This window comes from Agrobacterium sp. B1(2019), from assembly GCF_008274755.1.
GTDB classification, from domain to species: domain Bacteria; phylum Pseudomonadota; class Alphaproteobacteria; order Rhizobiales; family Rhizobiaceae; genus Agrobacterium; species Agrobacterium salinitolerans.
Genome location: NZ_VTPB01000001.1, coordinates 1,307,728 through 1,324,392, shown reverse-complemented (window position 1 = coordinate 1,324,392; position 16,665 = coordinate 1,307,728). Strand labels below are relative to the sequence as shown.

Genomic DNA, 16,665 nt, shown 5'->3' with positions numbered 1-16,665 from the left:
ATGCGTTTAAAGCATTGCTGCATGGCGTTTTCTTGCATATGGTACGCGCCACTCTATCCATTCAAATGGCAACTCAGGGAGGGATGAATGGCGCCGCGAAAACCAGCGACCGTATCCGGCCGCAAGACCACGGCAAAGGCTGCAACCGAATTCACCGGCAAGAACAGCCTCGACTTCTCCAAGGAAGACGAACTTCACGCTTACCGTGAAATGTTGCTCATCCGCCGCTTCGAGGAAAAGGCCGGCCAGCTTTATGGCATGGGCTTCATCGGTGGTTTCTGTCACCTCTATATCGGTCAGGAAGCCGTTGTTGTCGGCATGCAGATGTCGCAGAAGGAAGGCGATCAGGTCATCACCGCTTACCGTGATCATGGCCACATGCTTGCGCTCGGCATGAGCGCGCGTGGCGTGATGGCCGAATTGACCGGCCGCCGCGGCGGTCTGTCGAAAGGCAAGGGCGGCTCCATGCACATGTTCTCGAAAGAGAAGCATTTTTATGGCGGCCACGGCATCGTCGGTGCGCAGGTTTCGCTTGGAACCGGTCTTGCCTTTGCCAACAAATATCGTGGTAACGACAACGTCTCTGTGACCTATTTCGGCGATGGTGCGGCCAACCAGGGTCAGGTCTACGAGAGCTTCAACATGGCTGCTCTCTGGAAACTGCCGATCATCTATATCGTTGAGAACAACCGTTACGCCATGGGTACCTCGACCGCCCGCGCTACGGCCCAGTCGAATTATTCGCTGCGTGGCCAGTCCTTCGGCATCCCCGGCGTTCAGGTTGATGGCATGGATGTGCGCGCCGTCAAGGCCGCCGCCGATCAGGCGCTGGAACATTGCCGCTCCGGCAAGGGTCCGATCATTCTGGAAATGCTGACCTACCGCTACCGTGGTCACTCCATGTCCGACCCGGCGAAATACCGTTCCAAGGACGAAGTGCAGAAGATGCGCTCCGAACATGACCCGATCGAGCAGGTCAAGGCACGGCTTCTGGAGCAGGGCTGGGCAAGCGAAGACGAACTCAAGGCCATCGACAAGGATGTCCGTGATATCGTCGCCGATAGCGCCGACTTCGCCCAGAACGACCCAGAGCCGGATGTCTCCGAGCTTTACACCGACATTCTGCTCTGATCGGGAAAGGGAAACCAATGCCAGTAGAAATTCTTATGCCCGCCCTTTCTCCGACCATGGAGGAAGGTACGCTTTCCAAGTGGCTTAAAAAGGAAGGCGACAAGGTTACCTCCGGCGACGTGATCGCCGAGATCGAAACCGACAAGGCGACCATGGAAGTGGAAGCCGTGGATGAAGGCGTGATCGGCAAGCTGCTGATCGAGGCCGGCACTGAAGGTGTGAAGGTCAACACGGCAATCGCCGTTCTTCTTCAGGATGGCGAAAGCGCCGACGACATCTCTTCCTCTGCCAAGAAGGAAGAACCGAAGGCTGAAGCCGCCAATTCCGGTTCCGATGCCGCCGGCGGCAAGACCCGCGAAGCTGCCGAAGAGCCGAGCGCTGCCAAGGAAGCCGCCAAGGTTCCAGCTGCGCCGAAGATCGAAGCCGCAGCCGATCCGGATATTCCGGAAGGCACGGAAATGGTAATGACGACGGTGCGTGAAGCGCTGCGCGACGCCATGGCCGAAGAAATGCGCGCCGACGAAAAAGTCTTCGTCATGGGTGAAGAAGTCGCCGAATATCAGGGCGCCTACAAGATTACTCAAGGCCTGTTGCAGGAATTCGGCGAGCGCCGCGTCATCGACACCCCGATCACCGAGCATGGTTTTGCCGGTATCGGTGTCGGTGCTGCGATGACGGGCCTCAAGCCCATCGTTGAATTCATGACCTTCAACTTCGCCATGCAGGCGATCGACCAGATCGTCAACTCGGCGGCGAAGACGCTTTACATGTCGGGCGGCCAGATGGGTGCACCGATGGTATTCCGTGGTCCGTCCGGTGCTGCTGCCCGCGTTGGCGCACAGCATTCGCAATGTTACGCCGCATGGTACAGCCATATTCCGGGCCTCAAGGTCGTCATGCCTTACACGGCAGCTGACGCCAAGGGTCTCCTGAAGGCAGCCATTCGTGACCCGAACCCGGTCATCTTCCTTGAGAATGAAATTCTCTACGGCCAGAGCTTCGAAGTGCCGAAGCTCGATGACTTCGTCCTGCCGATCGGCAAGGCGCGCATTCACCGCAAGGGCAAGGATGCGACGATCGTTTCCTTCGGCATTGGCATGACTTACGCCATCAAGGCGGTTGCGGAACTCGAAAAGCTTGGCATCGATGTCGAGCTGATCGACCTTCGCACCATCCGCCCGATGGACCTGCCGACCGTCATCGAATCGGTGAAGAAGACCGGTCGTCTGGTCACCGTCGAGGAAGGCTTCCCGCAGTCATCGGTCGGTGACTTCATCGCAAACCAGGTCATGCGCGCCGCTTTCGATTACCTCGATGCGCCGATCCTGACGATTGCTGGCAAGGACGTTCCGATGCCTTATGCGGCGAACCTCGAAAAGCTGGCTCTGCCCAACGTCGATGAAGTCGTTCAGGCCGTCAAAACCGTCTGCTACAAATAAGGGGAGGCGTTTCGATGCCGATAAACATCACCATGCCTGCCCTTTCTCCCACCATGGAAGAGGGCAATCTGGCCAAGTGGCTGGTCAAGGAAGGCGACAAGGTCGCTCCCGGTGACGTGATCGCCGAGATCGAGACCGACAAGGCGACCATGGAAGTGGAAGCCGTTGACGAAGGCACCGTTGCCAAGCTGGTCGTCCCGGCCGGCACGGAAGCCGTGAAAGTTAACGCCCTCATCGCAATCCTCGCCGCCGATGGCGAGGATGTGGCCGAGGCGGCAAAGGGTGGCGATGCCGCTCCTGCCAAGGCGGAATCTCCGAAGCAGGAAGCTGCCAAGGCCGAAGCGCCGAAGGAAGAAGCTGCACCGGCCAAGGCTGAAAAGCCGGCGGCCGATCAGGCAGCGGCACCCTCCACCCCGGCCCCGGTTTCCAAGTCTGGCGAGCGCATCTTCGCTTCGCCGCTTGCCCGCCGTCTCGCCAAGGAAGCCGGTCTCGACCTCTCGGCCGTCTCCGGTTCCGGTCCGCATGGCCGTATCGTCAAGACCGACGTCGAAAAGGCTGCCGCTTCCGGCGGTGCGAAGGCTGCGCCGAGCGCCGCTGCTGCATCCACAGGCGCACCGGCTCCGGCGCTTGCCAAGGGCCAGTCGGACGAAGCGGTTCTCAAGCTGTTCGAAGAAGGCTCTTACGAGCTTGTGCCGCATGACGGTATGCGCAAGGTCATCGCCAAGCGTCTGGTCGAATCCAAGCAGACCGTTCCGCACTTCTACGTTTCGGTCGATTGCGAGCTTGATACGCTTCTGGCACTCCGTGCCCAGCTTAACGCCGCTGCCCCTGAAAAGGACGGCAAGCCGGCCTACAAGCTGTCGGTCAACGACATGGTCATCAAGGCTCTCGCCCTTGCTCTGCGCGATGTACCGGATGCCAACGTCTCCTGGACGGAAAGCGCCATGGTCAAGCACAAGCACTCGGATGTCGGCGTTGCCGTTTCCATTCCGGGTGGTCTGATCACACCGATCATCCGCAAGGCCGAGCAGAAGTCGCTCTCCACTATCTCCAACGAGATGAAGGACTACGGCAAGCGCGCAAAAGAACGCAAGCTGAAGCCTGAGGAATATCAGGGTGGCACGACTGCCGTGTCCAACATGGGCATGATGGGCGTAAAAAGCTTCTCCGCCGTCATCAACCCGCCGCATGCCACCATTCTGGCGGTCGGCGCGGGTGAAGAACGCGCGGTCGTCAAGAACGGCGAAATCAAGATCGCCAACGTCATGACGGTCACGCTCTCCACCGACCACCGCTGCGTCGATGGCGCGCTCGGAGCCGAGCTGATCGGCGCCTTCAAGCGCTACATCGAAAACCCGATGGGCATGCTGGTTTGATCGGAGAGTAACATGGTGAAGTCGGTCCTCTGCTTTGGCGATTCCCTGACCTGGGGATCAAATGCGGAAACGGGTGGCCGGCACAGCCATGACGATCTTTGGCCGAGCGTCTTGCAGAAGGCGCTCGGTTCTGATGCGCATGTAATCCACGAAGGTCTTGGCGGCCGTACCACGGCCTATGACGACAACACCGCTGATTGCGACCGCAACGGTGCTCGGATTCTTCCGACGTTGCTGCACAGCCATGCGCCGCTGGATCTGGTGATTATCATGCTCGGCACCAACGACATGAAACCGGCGATCCATGGGTCGGCGATTGTTGCCATGAAGGGCGTGGAGCGGCTTGTGAAGCTCACGCGCAACCACATCTGGCAGGTGGCCGATTGGGAAGCGCCTGATGTGCTGATCGTCGCCCCGCCGCAGCTTTGCGAGACGGCCAACCCGGTGATGGGTGCGATCTTTCGCGATGCGATCGATGAATCGGCAATGCTCGCGTCCGTTTACCGCGATCTGGCCGACGAGCTCGATTGCGGCTTTTTCGATGCGGGCTCCGTTGCCCGAACGACGCCGGTGGATGGTGTCCATCTCGATGCTGAAAACACGCGGGCTATCGGGCGAGGGCTGGAGCCCGTCGTCCGCATGATGCTCGGACTTTAGGAACAATTCCCGGTCGTGGCGCTGCTCGCGACCCGATATGACAAGGCAGGATTTCCAATGGCTCAATCTTATGACGTCATCATCATCGGTTCGGGACCGGGCGGTTATATTGCCGCGATCCGCGCAGCCCAGCTCGGCATGAAGGTTGCCGTCGTGGAGCGCGAGCATCTGGCCGGCATCTGCTCCAACTGGGGCTGCATTCCCACCAAGGCGCTGCTGCGCACCGCCGATGTCATGCACACCGCCACTCACGCCAAGGATTACGGCCTGACGCTGGAAGGCTCGATCAAGCCTGACGTAAAGGCAATCGTGGCGCGCTCGCGTGGCATTGCCGCGCGCATGAACAATGGCGTCGGTTTCCTGTTCAAGAAGAACAAGGTCGATATCATCTGGGGTGAAGCCAAGATCACCAAACCGGGTGAAATTGTGGTCGGCAAGTCCACCAAGCCGGTGGTGCAGCCGCAGGGTCCAGTTCCAAAGAATACGCTGGGTGAGGGCACTTACACTGCCAAGCATATCATCGTGGCCACCGGTGCGCGCCCACGCGCGCTGCCCGGCATCGAGCCCGATGGCAAGCTGATCTGGACTTACTTCGAAGCGATGAAGCCGGAAGAAATGCCGAAGTCGCTGCTCGTCATGGGCTCGGGCGCCATCGGCATCGAATTCGCCAGCTTCTACCGCACCATGGGCGTCGACGTCACCGTCGTCGAAATCATGAGCCAGGTCATGCCTGTCGAAGATGCGGAAATCTCCACCTTCGCCAAGAAGCAGCTTGAGAAGCAGGGCATGAAAATCTACCTGGAAACCAAGGTTTCCAAAGTGGAGAAGGGCGCAAATTCCGTCACTGCGACGCTGGAGAAGAAGGACGGTTCTTCTGAAAAGATTACGGCTGATCGTATGATCTCCGCCGTCGGCGTCGTTGCCAATATCGAAGGCATCGGCCTTGAAGCTGCCGGCGTGAAGACCGATCGCGGCTTCATCGTCATCGACGGTTACGGCAAGACCAATGTTCCCGGCATCTACGCCATCGGCGATGTCGCCGGTCCGCCGCTGCTCGCCCACAAGGCCGAGCATGAGGCCGTGATCTGCGTCGAAAAGATCGCCGGTCTGCCGAATGTGCACCCGATGGACAAGCTGAAGATTCCAGGCTGCACCTATTGCAACCCGCAGGTCGCCTCGGTCGGCCTGACGGAAGCCAAGGCCAAGGAACAGGGCCGCGATATCCGCGTCGGCCGCTTCTCCTTTGCGGCAAACGGCAAAGCGGTCGCGCTTGGTGAAGACCAGGGCATGGTCAAAACAATCTTCGACAAGAAGACCGGTGAGTTGCTTGGTGCGCATATGGTGGGTGCGGAAGTGACCGAACTCATTCAGGGCTTCGTCGTCGCCATGAATCTGGAGACGACGGAAGAGGATCTGATGCACACGATCTTCCCGCATCCGACCATTTCGGAATCGATGAAGGAAAGCGTGCTCGACGCTTATGGACGTGTGCTGAACGCATAAGTGCCGCGTGACGCCCGGCATTGTCTAACCTTGCCGGGTGTCCCATATGTCTCGATGCAGCCTTAAGGCGGGCTGTTGTTTCAGGGAGCGTGGGAATGGAAAGTGTAGGCTGGATTGCAGCAATCATCATCGGCGGTCTCGCCGGCTGGCTTGCTGGCAAGCTCATGGACATGCGCTTCGGCATTTTCATGAACATCGTGCTCGGCATTGTCGGTTCGGTAGTGGCTGTCGCGGTGCTGCGAACCTTCGATGTTTTCGTGCAGGACAGCAGGCTCGGCTATTTCGTCACGTCGTTCATCGGCGCCAGCCTTTTGCTGTTCATGGCAAAGCTCGTGCGGCGCTGACAAGGCTTCGTGACCGGAAGGGGCTTACGCTTTTTCTGGAATTGTTCTAAAGCATCGCACCAAAGATGTCTGGATCGCCAAAGGCGATGGAAGCAGGTTTTTATGGTCACTATTCTCGACAGGACGTCGTCCGACGAAAAGCGCATCCGCCACCCGGAAAAGGCTCACAAGCCCGATACCGAGGTCATGCGCAAGCCGGAATGGATTCGCGTCAAGGCGCCGACCTCCAAGGGTTATCACGAGACGCGCGAACTGGTGCGCAGCCACAAGCTCGTGACGGTCTGCGAGGAAGCCGGCTGTCCGAATATCGGTGAATGCTGGGACAAGAAGCACGCGACCTTCATGATCATGGGTGAAATCTGCACCCGCGCCTGCGCCTTCTGCAACGTCGCGACCGGCAAGCCCAATCCGCTCGATTTGAATGAGCCGGAAAATGTCGCCAAGGCCGTCAAGCAGATGGGCCTGTCCCACGTCGTCATCACTTCGGTTGACCGTGACGATCTCGCCGATGGCGGCGCTGAACATTTCGAAAAGGTGATCTGGGCGATCCGCGCCGCGTCTCCCACGACGACCATCGAAATCCTCACGCCCGACTTCCTGAAGAAACCCGGTGCGCTGGAGCGTGTCGTCGCCGCCAAGCCTGACGTCTTCAACCACAATATGGAAACCGTTCCGGGAAATTATCTTACTGTTCGCCCCGGCGCGCGTTATTTCCATTCCGTGCGCCTGTTGCAGCGGGTCAAGGAACTGGACCCCACCATGTTTACCAAGTCAGGCATCATGGTCGGCCTCGGTGAAGAGCGTAACGAAGTGCTGCAGCTGATGGATGACTTGCGCAGCGCAGACGTGGATTTCCTGACCATCGGTCAGTATCTGCAGCCGACCCGCAAGCACCACAAGGTTGAGGCTTACGTCACGCCGGAGGAATTCAAGTCCTACGAGACGGTGGCCTATACCAAGGGCTTCCTGATGGTGTCTTCCAGCCCGCTGACCCGCTCTTCCCACCATGCCGGCGACGATTTCGAACGCCTGCGCGCGGCCCGCGAAAAGAAGCTGCTGGCTGCTGCTGAGTAAGGGACAAAGGTTCGGCAACATAGGTTGCTGCATCGGTCGATATACGCTCTCTCCACCGTCATGCTCGGGCTTGTCCCGAGCATCTGCAACCTATCGATTGTACGATACGTGATTGGATTCTCGGGACGGGCCCGAGGATGACGTGAGTAGGAGGCGAGGCTTGTGAAATGGCTCCGCCGTCTGTTCCCGGCCTTCAACCGATCACACCACAACCTTCTCCTGCCTATGCGCCCGCATGCAAAGCACGACGCTCAGCACGACCGAACATATTGCCACGACCTCAATCAGTGTCGGCCCGCGTCCTTCCCAGAGAAAACCGTAAAGCAGCGCAAACAGCGTTTCGAACAGGATCATCTGCCCGACCATGGTGAGCGGCAGCATGCGGCTCATACGGTTCCAGAATGCATTGCCGAGAATGGAGGCGGTGAAGCCCAGTCCGGCGGCGATGGCGGCGAAATGCAGCCAGTCTCCCGAGCTATGGCTTTCCGCGCCGAATGCAAAGGCGGGGATGGCGAGCGCCAGCGCAAGCCCGCCGGTCACTACGCCGGTCATCATGTTCCAGTCATCGGCGCTGACATCGTGAAGGCGGGAGAGCCAGCGGGCGTTACCGACTGCAAAGGCAGTCCATGACGCCAGCGCACCGAGCGCACAAGCAAGCCCGATGACACGAGAGACATCGAGCCCTGCATCGTTTTCCGTCAGCGACTGCCAGGAAATGCCGATAATGCCGATCGCACCGAAGGCAAGCGACGGCCAGAGCCGTTTCAGCGACACAGCGCCGTGATCGCGACTGCCGATAATCGTGACGGCGACCGGCAGGAAGCCGATAATGATCGACGTGAAGGCGACACCGCTCAGCTTCACTGCCGTCGATATGAAGACATAATAGGCGATGTTGCCAATCATGCTCAGCCAGCCAAGCGCGAACCATTCACGCGAGCCGAAATGGGCCGATATCCGTTTGAGGCGCGGCCCGATGATAATGAGGGAAATCAGCCCGTAGGTGAGGTAACGCGCCGTCGAGAGTTGCAGCGCGGAAAAATCCGGCACGAGTTTGGGCGCGAGGAATATACCGCCCCAGAGCGCACCCGCCAGCATGCCGTAAAAAACACCGAGACCTGTTCTGTTCATGTCATTTCACATCCGCATTCGTATTTGCCTGCGATGTGCCACAGCCCTCTGCGGCTGTCTTGACAAAAACTCCTGACCTGATGCGCCGGAGGTTTTAATGAATCCCGTAGGTTCGACGGTAGGCTGCGGGCGTTTCACCCACTGTGTTGCGCATGGCCCGCGTCAGCGCAGTCTGGTCGGAAAAACCGGCCCGCAAGGCGATCTCGGCAATAGGCAGGGTGGAATTGGTGAGCAATGCACAGACCTTGTCCATGCGCAGCCCGGCCAGCCAGCGGTGAGGAGGGAGGCTGAATTCCTCGAGAAACAGCGCATGCAGGCGGCTGTCGCTGATCGTCACGCAGGAGGCGAGCATCTCGATGGTCCAGGGGAAGAACGGTTCCGCCCTGACCAGTGCAACGAGCCTGTGCAGGCGGTGGCGGATGTCGGCTTTCTCGTTGGCAAGGCTGTCGACCAGCAGCGGCGCCCACAGGCCGGCAATATCGTCGCGTCGCCCCTCTGTTCCGATGACGCCGCGCATATAAGCGATCAAGTGACGCGTATCCTGCGTTATGTCGACAAACGGCGAGCGGACGAATTTCTCGAGCGTTTGCTCGGGAAGGGCGCCTTCATCGATATCGACCACCAGCGAGCGGTTTCTTGCTGTCGCTTCCTGCGTATGCGGCGCATCGCGATGGATGAACACGCCGCGTCCGGTCGACAATTCGTCCTGCCGTCCTGCCACATCGATCAGCAGACGCCCGGAGACAGGAAGAACGATCTGAACGAAGCCATGACGCTCCTTCGGTCTTTCTTCCCTGTAGATTCTGATGTCGGCGGATGCGGCTGTCATGACGCTGTCGTTTCCATTGTGCAAAGAAATGGCCGCCTCGAAAAAGCGGCCAGTTCATCACTTGATTATGACATCGTCTTGAAGATTGGGCCAGTCAGCTTTATCGGTCGGCTCTGCGCGCCGGCAATTAACAGTCTTCCTTGGCGGTCGATTCGCCGCGTTTGCGCTTGCGCAGAACCGGCTTGTTCTCTCTCGCTTCGCATTTCGCGACGTCGATCAGATAGGCAAGCACCGGCATGCCGTTCATCGATGCAAGTTGCTTGGCGGATTCGAGAAGGTTGATGATGTTGGAAAAATCGTCCATCGGCTCACTCAGTGGCTCAAAGCGGTTATATGTCGGGTCTGAACCCAAGGATGAATACGCTGGGTGAAATCGGGAGCTTCCAGCGCCGTTACATCCAATGGGTGTAATATTAGTCGCAAATAAATAGCAATCCCTGCGACGGGGTTACAATAGTCAATTTTCCGTAACTGTCATGTGCGGTGACGATATCGCTGCGTAGGGATGGCAGAAAATATCCGGCAGTCAGGTGAGGTGTCAGAAATGCCAAATTATCTTCACAGGGTGGAAGATGCTGCTGCGATCATCGCCGGGGCGCAGCGAATCATGGTCGTGGGCTGTTCCGGCGGCGGCAAATCGACGCTTTCGCAGAAGCTCGCGCGCAATTTCGGGCTTCGCTACATCTCCATGGATCGGGATGTTTTCTGGCTGCCCGGCTGGCGGGCGCGCCCGCGCGACGAGCAGCGAGAGAGGATAGCCGCCATCATTACCGAAGAGCGCTGGCTGATGGACGGCAGCAATCCGTCGTCTTTCGATATGCGGCTGCCGCGATCCCATATCGTTTTGTGGGTGCGCATGCCGCGCTGGCTTTGCCTGTGGGGCGCCGTCAGCCGGGCGATCAAGGGCTATGGCAAGGCCCGCCCGGAAATGGCGGAGGGGTGCCCTGAAAGAATAGACGTCGAATTCCTGCGCTATATCTGGAATTTCGAGCGGCGCCATACGCCGATCTTCGAGCAGAATTTCGCGCTGTATGGCCCCAACGTGCCGATATTCCAGCTGAAAAGCCGAAAACAGCTTCGCCGCCTTCTTGATCTTCTCGTTATCGAGGATTAACTGCCGCTCATGCCACAGTTCGAAACGCATCGCTTTGTCAAACACTCGCCCGACCGCATGTACGACCTCGTCGCCGATGTGGAGAAATATCCGCAGTTTCTGCCCCTTTGCGAGGCGCTCACCGTCCGCTCGCGCAAGGAACGGGATGGCAAGGTGCTACTGGTGGCGGATATGACTGTTGGCTACAAGGCCATTCGCGAAACCTTCACCACGCAGGTGCTGCTGAACCCGGCAGAGCGCGCCATCGACGTGAAATATATCGACGGCCCGTTCAAATATCTCGACAATCGCTGGCGTTTCGAGGCCTCGGACGAGGGCGGCTCAGCCATTCATTTCTTCATCGATTACGAATTCAAGAACCGCCTGCTCGGCGCGGTCATGGGGTCGATGTTCGACCGGGCCTTCCGCATGTTCGCAGAAGCCTTCGAAACGCGTGCGGATAAAATTTATACGGACCCGGCCTGATTGAGGGCTATCAGCATCTCGAGCGCCGTTCTCACCGTAGCAAGCCGGATTTCGGTGCGACCGATATCTCCGCAGCGCATTTCCTGATGCAGGCTGCCGCCATTGCGCGCCTTGGCGGCCAGATGCACCAGCCCCACCGGCTTGTCAGGGGAGCCGCCGCCCGGACCGGCAATGCCGGTGACCGCCACGGCGAAATTCGCTCGTGAACGAAAGAGGGCGCCATGCGCCATCTGCAGCGCCGTCTGCCGGGACACTGCGCCGAAATTCTCCAGCGTCTCGGCGCCAACGCCCAGCATGTCCATCTTGGCTTCATTGGTATAGGTGACAAAACCGCGATCAACGACAGCGGAGGAGCCGGCAATCTCCGTCAGCGCGCCGGAAATCAGGCCGCCCGTGCAGCTTTCCGCGGTCGAGACCATGAAACCATGCGTGGTGAAATCGGCAATGATCCACCGCGCCAGCTCTTCTATGTCTGCGGGAAAAAGGCTCATAGAGGTCTGCCCCTGTAGACGACCGTAGCTGTGGCGATTGCAGCGATGCCTTCCCGCCGGCCGACGAAACCGATCGTCTCATTGGTTGTCGCTTTCACCGAGCAGCGCTCCAGCGCAATGCCGAGCATGTCCGAAAGTGCTTCCCGCATCGCCTGGCGGTGCGGACCGATGCGCGGCGCTTCGGCGATCAGCGAGACATCGGCATTCATGATCGTGCCGCCATTGTCGCGTACGACCTTTGCCGCATGCTCCAGGAAGATGCGCGAGGCTGCACCCTTCCATTGTGGATCGGAAGGCGGGAAGTGATCGCCGATGTCGCCGGCACCGCAGGTGGCGAGCAGGGCGTCCGTCAGCGCATGCAGCGCCACATCGGCATCCGAATGGCCTTTCAGTCTCTGGTCATGCTCGATGAAGATGCCGCAGAGCGTAACGCCATCGCCGGTCTCCAGCTGATGCACGTCGTAACCATTGCCGGTGCGCACGTCCGGCAATCCGTTTGAGAGCTTTTCATCGGCCATGGCGATATCCCGCTTGAGAGTGAGTTTTACATTGTCGACCGAACCTTCTGTCAGCGTCACCGCCAATCCCGCCCATTCGGCAATCGATGCGTCATCGGTGAAATCCGTTTTGGCAGAAGCTGCAGCGGCACGATGCGCGCCGAGAATATCGCCGTAGCCGAAACTTTGCGGTGTCTGCGCTGCATAAAGTCCCTGCCGGGAGACTGTCTCCACAACGCGATCATCCAGGCCACGCTTGAGCGTATCGGTGACGGGCAGGGCAGGTAGAACGCTGCTGGCGCCAGCCTGATGCAGGGCTACGATGCGTTCCAGCATGTCCGCGGCGACGAAGGGCCGCACGGCATCGTGGATCATCACATGGGTAAGGCCGTGCGAGGAGAGTGCCTCAAGCCCGGCCAGCACTGATTGCTGACGTGTTGCGCCGCCCGTGACCGTGGTGATCCGCTCGCCAGCCTCAAGCCGCCCAAGGATCGGCGACAGCAGGGCTGTATCGTCGGCATGGCTGACCACCACGATCGGGCAGGCGTCGTTCCAGCGCAGGAAGGTCGCCAGCGTGTGCTCGATCACGGCCCGGCCTCCGATCGGGCGATATTGTTTCGGCCCTTCCTCGGGAGAGCCCGCTCTTTCTCCGCGTCCGGCGGCGACGATGACGATGCCGAGTTTCATAGTACTTTCCTGCATTGGTCTTATGCTTTGCGCGCAACCCTTAGCGGTTGACAGTCCTGCTCTAGCGTTTCAAAACCCGGATGGCCAGCCCGATATGACGCGCATTCGCCCCTGCATGCCGCAGGATCAGCAGCCATTGCGCGTTCAAACCTGCACAAATTGCTGCCGACAGCAAAACAGGCAGGCAGTCGCCCAGCAAATAAAAGGTGCAACCCTCTAAAAGTGCTTGGCAACCGCACAAACACTGTCTAAAAATAATGCAAATAAACCTTCTGCATGAAAGATCATCAATTGCATCTTCCGGAGTTGTCAGAACCGTTCAGCATCGGCTCAGTTACGATCCGTAATCGTGCCGTGCTGGCGCCCATGTCTGGCGTGACGGATCTGCCGTTCCGGCAACTTGCCTGGCGTTATGGCGCGGGCCTTGTCGTGACGGAAATGGTGGCAAGCCGTGAGCTCGTCGCCAACCGAGGCGAATCCTGGGCGCGGCTGAAAAACGCCGGCATGGTTCCGCATATGGTGCAGCTCGCCGGGCGCGAGGCGCATTTCATGGCTGAGGCGGCGAAGATCGCTGCCGATAATGGCGCCGGCATCATCGACATTAATATGGGCTGTCCAGCCAAGAAGGTGACGGGTGGTTACTCCGGTTCGGCTTTGATGCGCGATCCGGATCATGCACTCTCGCTCATCGAGGCGACGGTCAGTGCGGTCGACGTGCCTGTGACGCTGAAGATGCGGCTCGGCTGGGACGAGAACACCATCAATGCGCCGGAGATCGCCCGCCGTGCCGAAGCCGCAGGCGTCAAACTGATCACCATTCACGGCCGCACCCGTATGCAGTTTTACGAGGGACGGGCGGACTGGGATGCCATCCGCGCCGTGCGCGAGGTGATTTCCGTGCCGCTGATCGCCAATGGCGATGTGGAAACGGCCGATGATGCACGCGAAATCCTGCGCCGTTCGGGTGCGGATGCCGTCATGGTCGGTCGCGGCGCGCAGGGGCAGCCCTGGCTGCCGGCAGTGCTTGCCGGACATTCAGCGCCGCACCGCGACGATATTCCCGCCATCGCCATCGAACATTACGAGATGATGTTGGAATTTTACGGAAGGGAAGCCGGTCTTAGGCACGCCCGCAAACATCTGGGCTGGTATCTCGACCGTTTCGCGTCGGAGATCGCCTCGACTGACAAGGCTGAAATCATGACATCGCGTGACACGGGAGAGGTGGCGGATCTGCTGCGCACCGCCCTTTGCGCAAATGCGGGCGAAGACGCCGCAAGGAAGGCCGCATGAGCGCTGACAAACAAAGCCCGGCAGATGGAAACCCGCTTGCCATGGCGGTTCTGAACGCGGTGCAGAACCCCGTTATCCTGGTGGATGCCGAAGGTTTCATCGCCTTCGCCAATTGGGAAGCCGAAGCCTTTTTTGGGGCAAGCGCCTCCCATCTCGCCCGCTACCGCGTTTCCACCTTCATTCCCTTCGGCAGCCCGCTGCTTGCGCTGATCGATCAGGTGCGCGAGCGCCGCGCGCCGGTCAACGAATATCGCGTCGATCTGAGTTCGCCGCGTCTCGGCCAGGACAAGCTGGTCGATCTTTACGTTGCGCCCGTTGTCAGCGAACCGGGATCGGTGGTCGTCGTATTCCAGGAAAGGTCCATGGCCGACAAGATCGACCGGCAACTGACGCATCGCGCTGCGGCGCGCTCGGTCACCGGCCTTGCCTCGATGCTCGCGCATGAAATCAAGAACCCGCTCTCCGGCATTCGCGGCGCTGCCCAGTTGCTGGAGACCTCGGTTGCCGACGAAGACCGTGCGCTGACGCGGCTGATCTGCGATGAGACCGACCGCATCGTCTCGCTGGTCGACCGCATGGAGGTATTTTCCGACGAGCGGCCGGTGGATCGCGTGCCGGTCAACATCCATTCCGTGCTGGATCATGTGAAGGCCATCGCCAAGGCCGGCTTTGCCCGCAATATCAAGATTTCCGAGAACTACGACCCGTCGCTGCCGCCGGTTTATGCCAATCGCGACCAGCTGGTGCAGGTCTTTCTCAATCTCGTGAAGAATGCGGCGGAAGCCGTGGGCAATCAGCCGGATGGCGAAATCGTGCTGACGACCGCCTATCGCCCCGGCATCCGTCTTTCGGTTGCCGGTAGCCGCGAACGCATCTCGCTGCCGCTCGAATTCTGCGTACATGACAATGGCCCCGGCGTCCCGGCCGACCTTCTGCCGCATCTCTTCGATCCTTTCATCACCACCAAGACGAATGGTTCCGGCCTCGGGCTGGCGCTGGTCGCGAAGTTGATCGGCGCCCATGGTGGCATCGTCGAATGCGACAGCCAGAACCACCGCACGACCTTCCGCGTATTGATGCCCGTCTCGCCGGAAGTGGCGCTCGACGACAGCTCTTTGCCGAACTCGACAGGAAATGACAGATGACAGCTACGATCCTCGTCGCCGATGATGATGCCGCAATCCGCACCGTTTTGAATCAGGCGCTCAGCCGCGCCGGTTATGACGTGCGCATCACCTCCAATGCCGCAACGCTCTGGCGCTGGGTGTCGGCGGGTGAGGGCGATCTCGTCGTGACCGATGTCGTTATGCCGGATGAAAACGCCTTTGACCTGCTGCCGCGCATCAAGAAGGCCCGCCCGGACCTGCCGGTTCTAGTCATGAGTGCGCAGAACACCTTCATGACAGCCATAAAGGCTTCGGAAAAAGGCGCTTACGACTACCTGCCGAAGCCCTTCGACCTCACGGAACTGATCGCCATCATCGGCCGCGCTTTGTCTGAGCCGAAGCGTAAGCCGGCGAAGCTCGATGACGACATGCAGGACGGCATGCCGCTCGTTGGCCGCTCTGCGGCGATGCAGGAAATCTACCGCGTTCTTGCGCGCCTGATGCAGACCGACCTGACGCTGATGATCACGGGCGAATCCGGCACGGGTAAGGAACTGGTGGCGCGCGCGCTGCATGATTACGGCAAGCGTCGCAACGGCCCCTTTGTCGCCATCAATATGGCGGCCATCCCGCGCGACCTCATTGAATCCGAACTCTTCGGCCATGAGAAGGGCGCCTTCACCGGCGCGCAGAACCGCTCGACCGGCCGTTTCGAACAGGCCGAGGGCGGCACGCTGTTCCTCGACGAAATCGGCGACATGCCGATGGACGCCCAGACGCGGCTGCTGCGCGTGTTGCAACAGGGCGAATATACGACGGTAGGCGGTCGCACGCCGATCCGCACCGATGTCCGCATCGTCGCGGCCACCAACAAGGACCTGAAGCAGTCGATCAATCAAGGCCTTTTCCGCGAAGACCTCTACTACCGCCTGAACGTCGTGCCGCTGCGGCTGCCGCCGCTGCGTGACCGCGCCGAGGATATTCCCGATCTGGTACGCCATTTCATCCAGCACGGCGAGAAGGAAGGGCTGGAAGGCAAGCGTTTCGAGAGCGAGGCGCTGGAGGTCATGAAGGCCTATGCCTGGCCAGGCAACGTGCGCGAGCTGGAAAACCTGATACGCCGCCTGATGGCGCTTTATCCGCAGGAAGTCATCACCCGCGAGATCATCGAGCAGGAATTGCAGTCGGATGTCCCGGACAGCCCACTCGACAAGATGGCGGTCCGCACAGGTTCTCTCACCATTTCACAGGCGGTGGAGGAAAATATGCGGGATTATTTCGCCAGTTTCGGCGATGGCCTGCCGCCGCCCGGTCTTTATGACCGCGTTCTGCGGGAACTCGAATATCCGTTGATTCTCGCCGCCTTGACTGCGACGCGCGGCAACCAGATCAAGGCCGCCGATCTTCTTGGCCTGAACCGCAATACGCTGCGCAAGAAAATCCGCGAGCTTGGCGTTTCCGTTTATCGCAGTTCTCGTCCTACCTGAGAATGTTGACAAGGCCGCATTTATCGTTGCACTTTCGCCAC

General features: G+C 59.7%; 17 protein-coding genes. 12 read left to right on the top strand and 5 right to left on the bottom strand.

Annotated elements, in window-relative coordinates:
* Positions 1-87: 87 nt before the first annotated feature.
* The 7 genes from pdhA (at position 88) to lipA (ending at position 7,524) form a co-directional block, all read left to right on the top strand.
* A complete protein-coding gene (gene pdhA / locus AGR1_RS06590) occupies positions 88-1,131 on the top strand; it encodes a pyruvate dehydrogenase (acetyl-transferring) E1 component subunit alpha (RefSeq protein WP_149146515.1) in 1,044 nt (347 codons plus the stop codon).
* Positions 1,132-1,148: 17 nt separating this feature from the next.
* On the top strand, positions 1,149-2,570 hold the full coding sequence (locus AGR1_RS06585; protein ID WP_149146514.1) for a pyruvate dehydrogenase complex E1 component subunit beta: 1,422 nt from the start codon (positions 1,149-1,151) through the stop codon (positions 2,568-2,570).
* 14 nt (positions 2,571-2,584) lie between these two features.
* Positions 2,585-3,946: a pyruvate dehydrogenase complex dihydrolipoamide acetyltransferase gene (locus AGR1_RS06580; protein ID WP_149146513.1), complete on the top strand. Its 1,362-nt coding sequence runs from the start codon at positions 2,585-2,587 to the stop codon at positions 3,944-3,946.
* Positions 3,947-3,958: 12 nt separating this feature from the next.
* On the top strand, positions 3,959-4,603 hold the full coding sequence (locus AGR1_RS06575) for an SGNH/GDSL hydrolase family protein (protein ID WP_080790796.1): 645 nt from the start codon (positions 3,959-3,961) through the stop codon (positions 4,601-4,603).
* Between the two features lie 57 nt (positions 4,604-4,660).
* Entirely contained in the window at positions 4,661-6,106 is a 1,446-nt protein-coding gene (gene lpdA, locus AGR1_RS06570; protein ID WP_149146512.1) for a dihydrolipoyl dehydrogenase, read from the top strand.
* Between the two features lie 95 nt (positions 6,107-6,201).
* Entirely contained in the window at positions 6,202-6,450 is a 249-nt protein-coding gene (locus AGR1_RS06565; RefSeq protein ID WP_149146511.1) for a GlsB/YeaQ/YmgE family stress response membrane protein, read from the top strand.
* A 102-nt stretch (positions 6,451-6,552) separates the two neighbouring features.
* The gene (gene lipA, locus AGR1_RS06560) at positions 6,553-7,524 is read left to right on the top strand and encodes a lipoyl synthase (RefSeq protein ID WP_080790793.1); all 972 of its coding nucleotides are present in this window, start codon (positions 6,553-6,555) and stop codon (positions 7,522-7,524) included.
* Between the two features lie 201 nt (positions 7,525-7,725).
* Here lipA and AGR1_RS06555 read toward each other — a convergent pair whose 3' ends face one another.
* The 3 genes from AGR1_RS06555 to AGR1_RS29510 form a co-directional block, all read right to left on the bottom strand.
* Complete coding sequence (locus tag AGR1_RS06555; protein ID WP_149146510.1) at positions 7,726-8,655, bottom strand: DMT family transporter; 930 nt, start codon at positions 8,653-8,655, stop codon at positions 7,726-7,728.
* A gap of 94 nt (positions 8,656-8,749) precedes the next feature.
* Positions 8,750-9,484 (bottom strand): AraC family transcriptional regulator, encoded by a 735-nt coding sequence (locus AGR1_RS06550; RefSeq protein WP_149146509.1) that lies wholly within the window; start codon positions 9,482-9,484, stop codon positions 8,750-8,752.
* Positions 9,485-9,611: 127 nt separating this feature from the next.
* Positions 9,612-9,788 carry a hypothetical protein gene (locus AGR1_RS29510; RefSeq protein WP_003496171.1) on the bottom strand — a complete coding sequence of 59 codons (177 nt, stop codon included), beginning with the start codon at positions 9,786-9,788 and terminating at the stop codon, positions 9,612-9,614.
* Between the two features lie 240 nt (positions 9,789-10,028).
* Here AGR1_RS29510 and AGR1_RS06540 point away from each other — a divergent pair, with 240 nt between their 5' ends.
* Positions 10,029-10,598 carry an AAA family ATPase gene (locus tag AGR1_RS06540; RefSeq protein WP_149146508.1) on the top strand — a complete coding sequence of 190 codons (570 nt, stop codon included), beginning with the start codon at positions 10,029-10,031 and terminating at the stop codon, positions 10,596-10,598.
* A gap of 9 nt (positions 10,599-10,607) precedes the next feature.
* Positions 10,608-11,063 (top strand): type II toxin-antitoxin system RatA family toxin, encoded by a 456-nt coding sequence (locus AGR1_RS06535; protein ID WP_149146507.1) that lies wholly within the window; start codon positions 10,608-10,610, stop codon positions 11,061-11,063.
* On the opposite strand, the gene AGR1_RS06530 is transcribed toward AGR1_RS06535, so the two are convergent.
* Entirely contained in the window at positions 11,045-11,554 is a 510-nt protein-coding gene (locus AGR1_RS06530; protein WP_149146506.1) for a CinA family protein, read from the bottom strand. The genes AGR1_RS06535 and AGR1_RS06530 overlap by 19 nt on opposite strands.
* The gene (locus tag AGR1_RS06525) at positions 11,551-12,738 is read right to left on the bottom strand and encodes a bifunctional 2-C-methyl-D-erythritol 4-phosphate cytidylyltransferase/2-C-methyl-D-erythritol 2,4-cyclodiphosphate synthase (RefSeq protein ID WP_149146505.1); all 1,188 of its coding nucleotides are present in this window, start codon (positions 12,736-12,738) and stop codon (positions 11,551-11,553) included. The genes AGR1_RS06530 and AGR1_RS06525 overlap by 4 nt, the downstream gene beginning before the upstream one ends.
* Before the next feature lie 276 nt (positions 12,739-13,014).
* Between AGR1_RS06525 and dusB the strand changes: the two genes are divergently transcribed.
* Genes dusB through ntrC form a run of 3 tightly spaced genes read left to right on the top strand, consistent with a single transcriptional unit; the run spans position 13,015 to position 16,624 of the window.
* Entirely contained in the window at positions 13,015-14,031 is a 1,017-nt protein-coding gene (gene dusB, locus AGR1_RS06520) for a tRNA dihydrouridine synthase DusB (RefSeq protein ID WP_080790786.1), read from the top strand.
* Positions 14,028-15,176 carry a nitrogen regulation protein NR(II) gene (locus AGR1_RS06515; protein ID WP_080790785.1) on the top strand — a complete coding sequence of 383 codons (1,149 nt, stop codon included), beginning with the start codon at positions 14,028-14,030 and terminating at the stop codon, positions 15,174-15,176. Before dusB ends, AGR1_RS06515 begins: the two co-directional genes overlap by 4 nt.
* On the top strand, positions 15,173-16,624 hold the full coding sequence (gene ntrC / locus AGR1_RS06510; RefSeq protein ID WP_077982338.1) for a nitrogen regulation protein NR(I): 1,452 nt from the start codon (positions 15,173-15,175) through the stop codon (positions 16,622-16,624). Before AGR1_RS06515 ends, ntrC begins: the two co-directional genes overlap by 4 nt.
* Positions 16,625-16,665 lie beyond the last annotated feature (41 nt).

Bases quoted from the DNA above. Each gene is read 5' to 3' on its own strand.
- lipA (WP_080790793.1), top strand. From the start codon at position 6,553: ATGGTCACTATTCTCGACAGGACGTCGTCCGACGAAAAGCGCATCCGC.
- AGR1_RS06550 (WP_149146509.1), bottom strand. From the start codon at position 9,484: ATGACAGCCGCATCCGCCGACATCAGAATCTACAGGGAAGAAAGACCG.
- AGR1_RS06575 (WP_080790796.1), top strand. From the start codon at position 3,959: ATGGTGAAGTCGGTCCTCTGCTTTGGCGATTCCCTGACCTGGGGATCA.
- AGR1_RS06515 (WP_080790785.1), top strand. From the start codon at position 14,028: ATGAGCGCTGACAAACAAAGCCCGGCAGATGGAAACCCGCTTGCCATG.
- dusB (WP_080790786.1), top strand. From the start codon at position 13,015: ATGAAAGATCATCAATTGCATCTTCCGGAGTTGTCAGAACCGTTCAGC.
- AGR1_RS06565 (WP_149146511.1), top strand. From the start codon at position 6,202: ATGGAAAGTGTAGGCTGGATTGCAGCAATCATCATCGGCGGTCTCGCC.
- AGR1_RS06555 (WP_149146510.1), bottom strand. From the start codon at position 8,655: ATGAACAGAACAGGTCTCGGTGTTTTTTACGGCATGCTGGCGGGTGCG.
- lpdA (WP_149146512.1), top strand. From the start codon at position 4,661: ATGGCTCAATCTTATGACGTCATCATCATCGGTTCGGGACCGGGCGGT.
- ntrC (WP_077982338.1), top strand. From the start codon at position 15,173: ATGACAGCTACGATCCTCGTCGCCGATGATGATGCCGCAATCCGCACC.
- AGR1_RS06535 (WP_149146507.1), top strand. From the start codon at position 10,608: ATGCCACAGTTCGAAACGCATCGCTTTGTCAAACACTCGCCCGACCGC.
- pdhA (WP_149146515.1), top strand. From the start codon at position 88: ATGGCGCCGCGAAAACCAGCGACCGTATCCGGCCGCAAGACCACGGCA.
- AGR1_RS06540 (WP_149146508.1), top strand. From the start codon at position 10,029: ATGCCAAATTATCTTCACAGGGTGGAAGATGCTGCTGCGATCATCGCC.
- AGR1_RS06580 (WP_149146513.1), top strand. From the start codon at position 2,585: ATGCCGATAAACATCACCATGCCTGCCCTTTCTCCCACCATGGAAGAG.
- AGR1_RS06585 (WP_149146514.1), top strand. From the start codon at position 1,149: ATGCCAGTAGAAATTCTTATGCCCGCCCTTTCTCCGACCATGGAGGAA.
- AGR1_RS06525 (WP_149146505.1), bottom strand. From the start codon at position 12,738: ATGAAACTCGGCATCGTCATCGTCGCCGCCGGACGCGGAGAAAGAGCG.
- AGR1_RS06530 (WP_149146506.1), bottom strand. From the start codon at position 11,554: ATGAGCCTTTTTCCCGCAGACATAGAAGAGCTGGCGCGGTGGATCATT.
- AGR1_RS29510 (WP_003496171.1), bottom strand. From the start codon at position 9,788: ATGGACGATTTTTCCAACATCATCAACCTTCTCGAATCCGCCAAGCAA.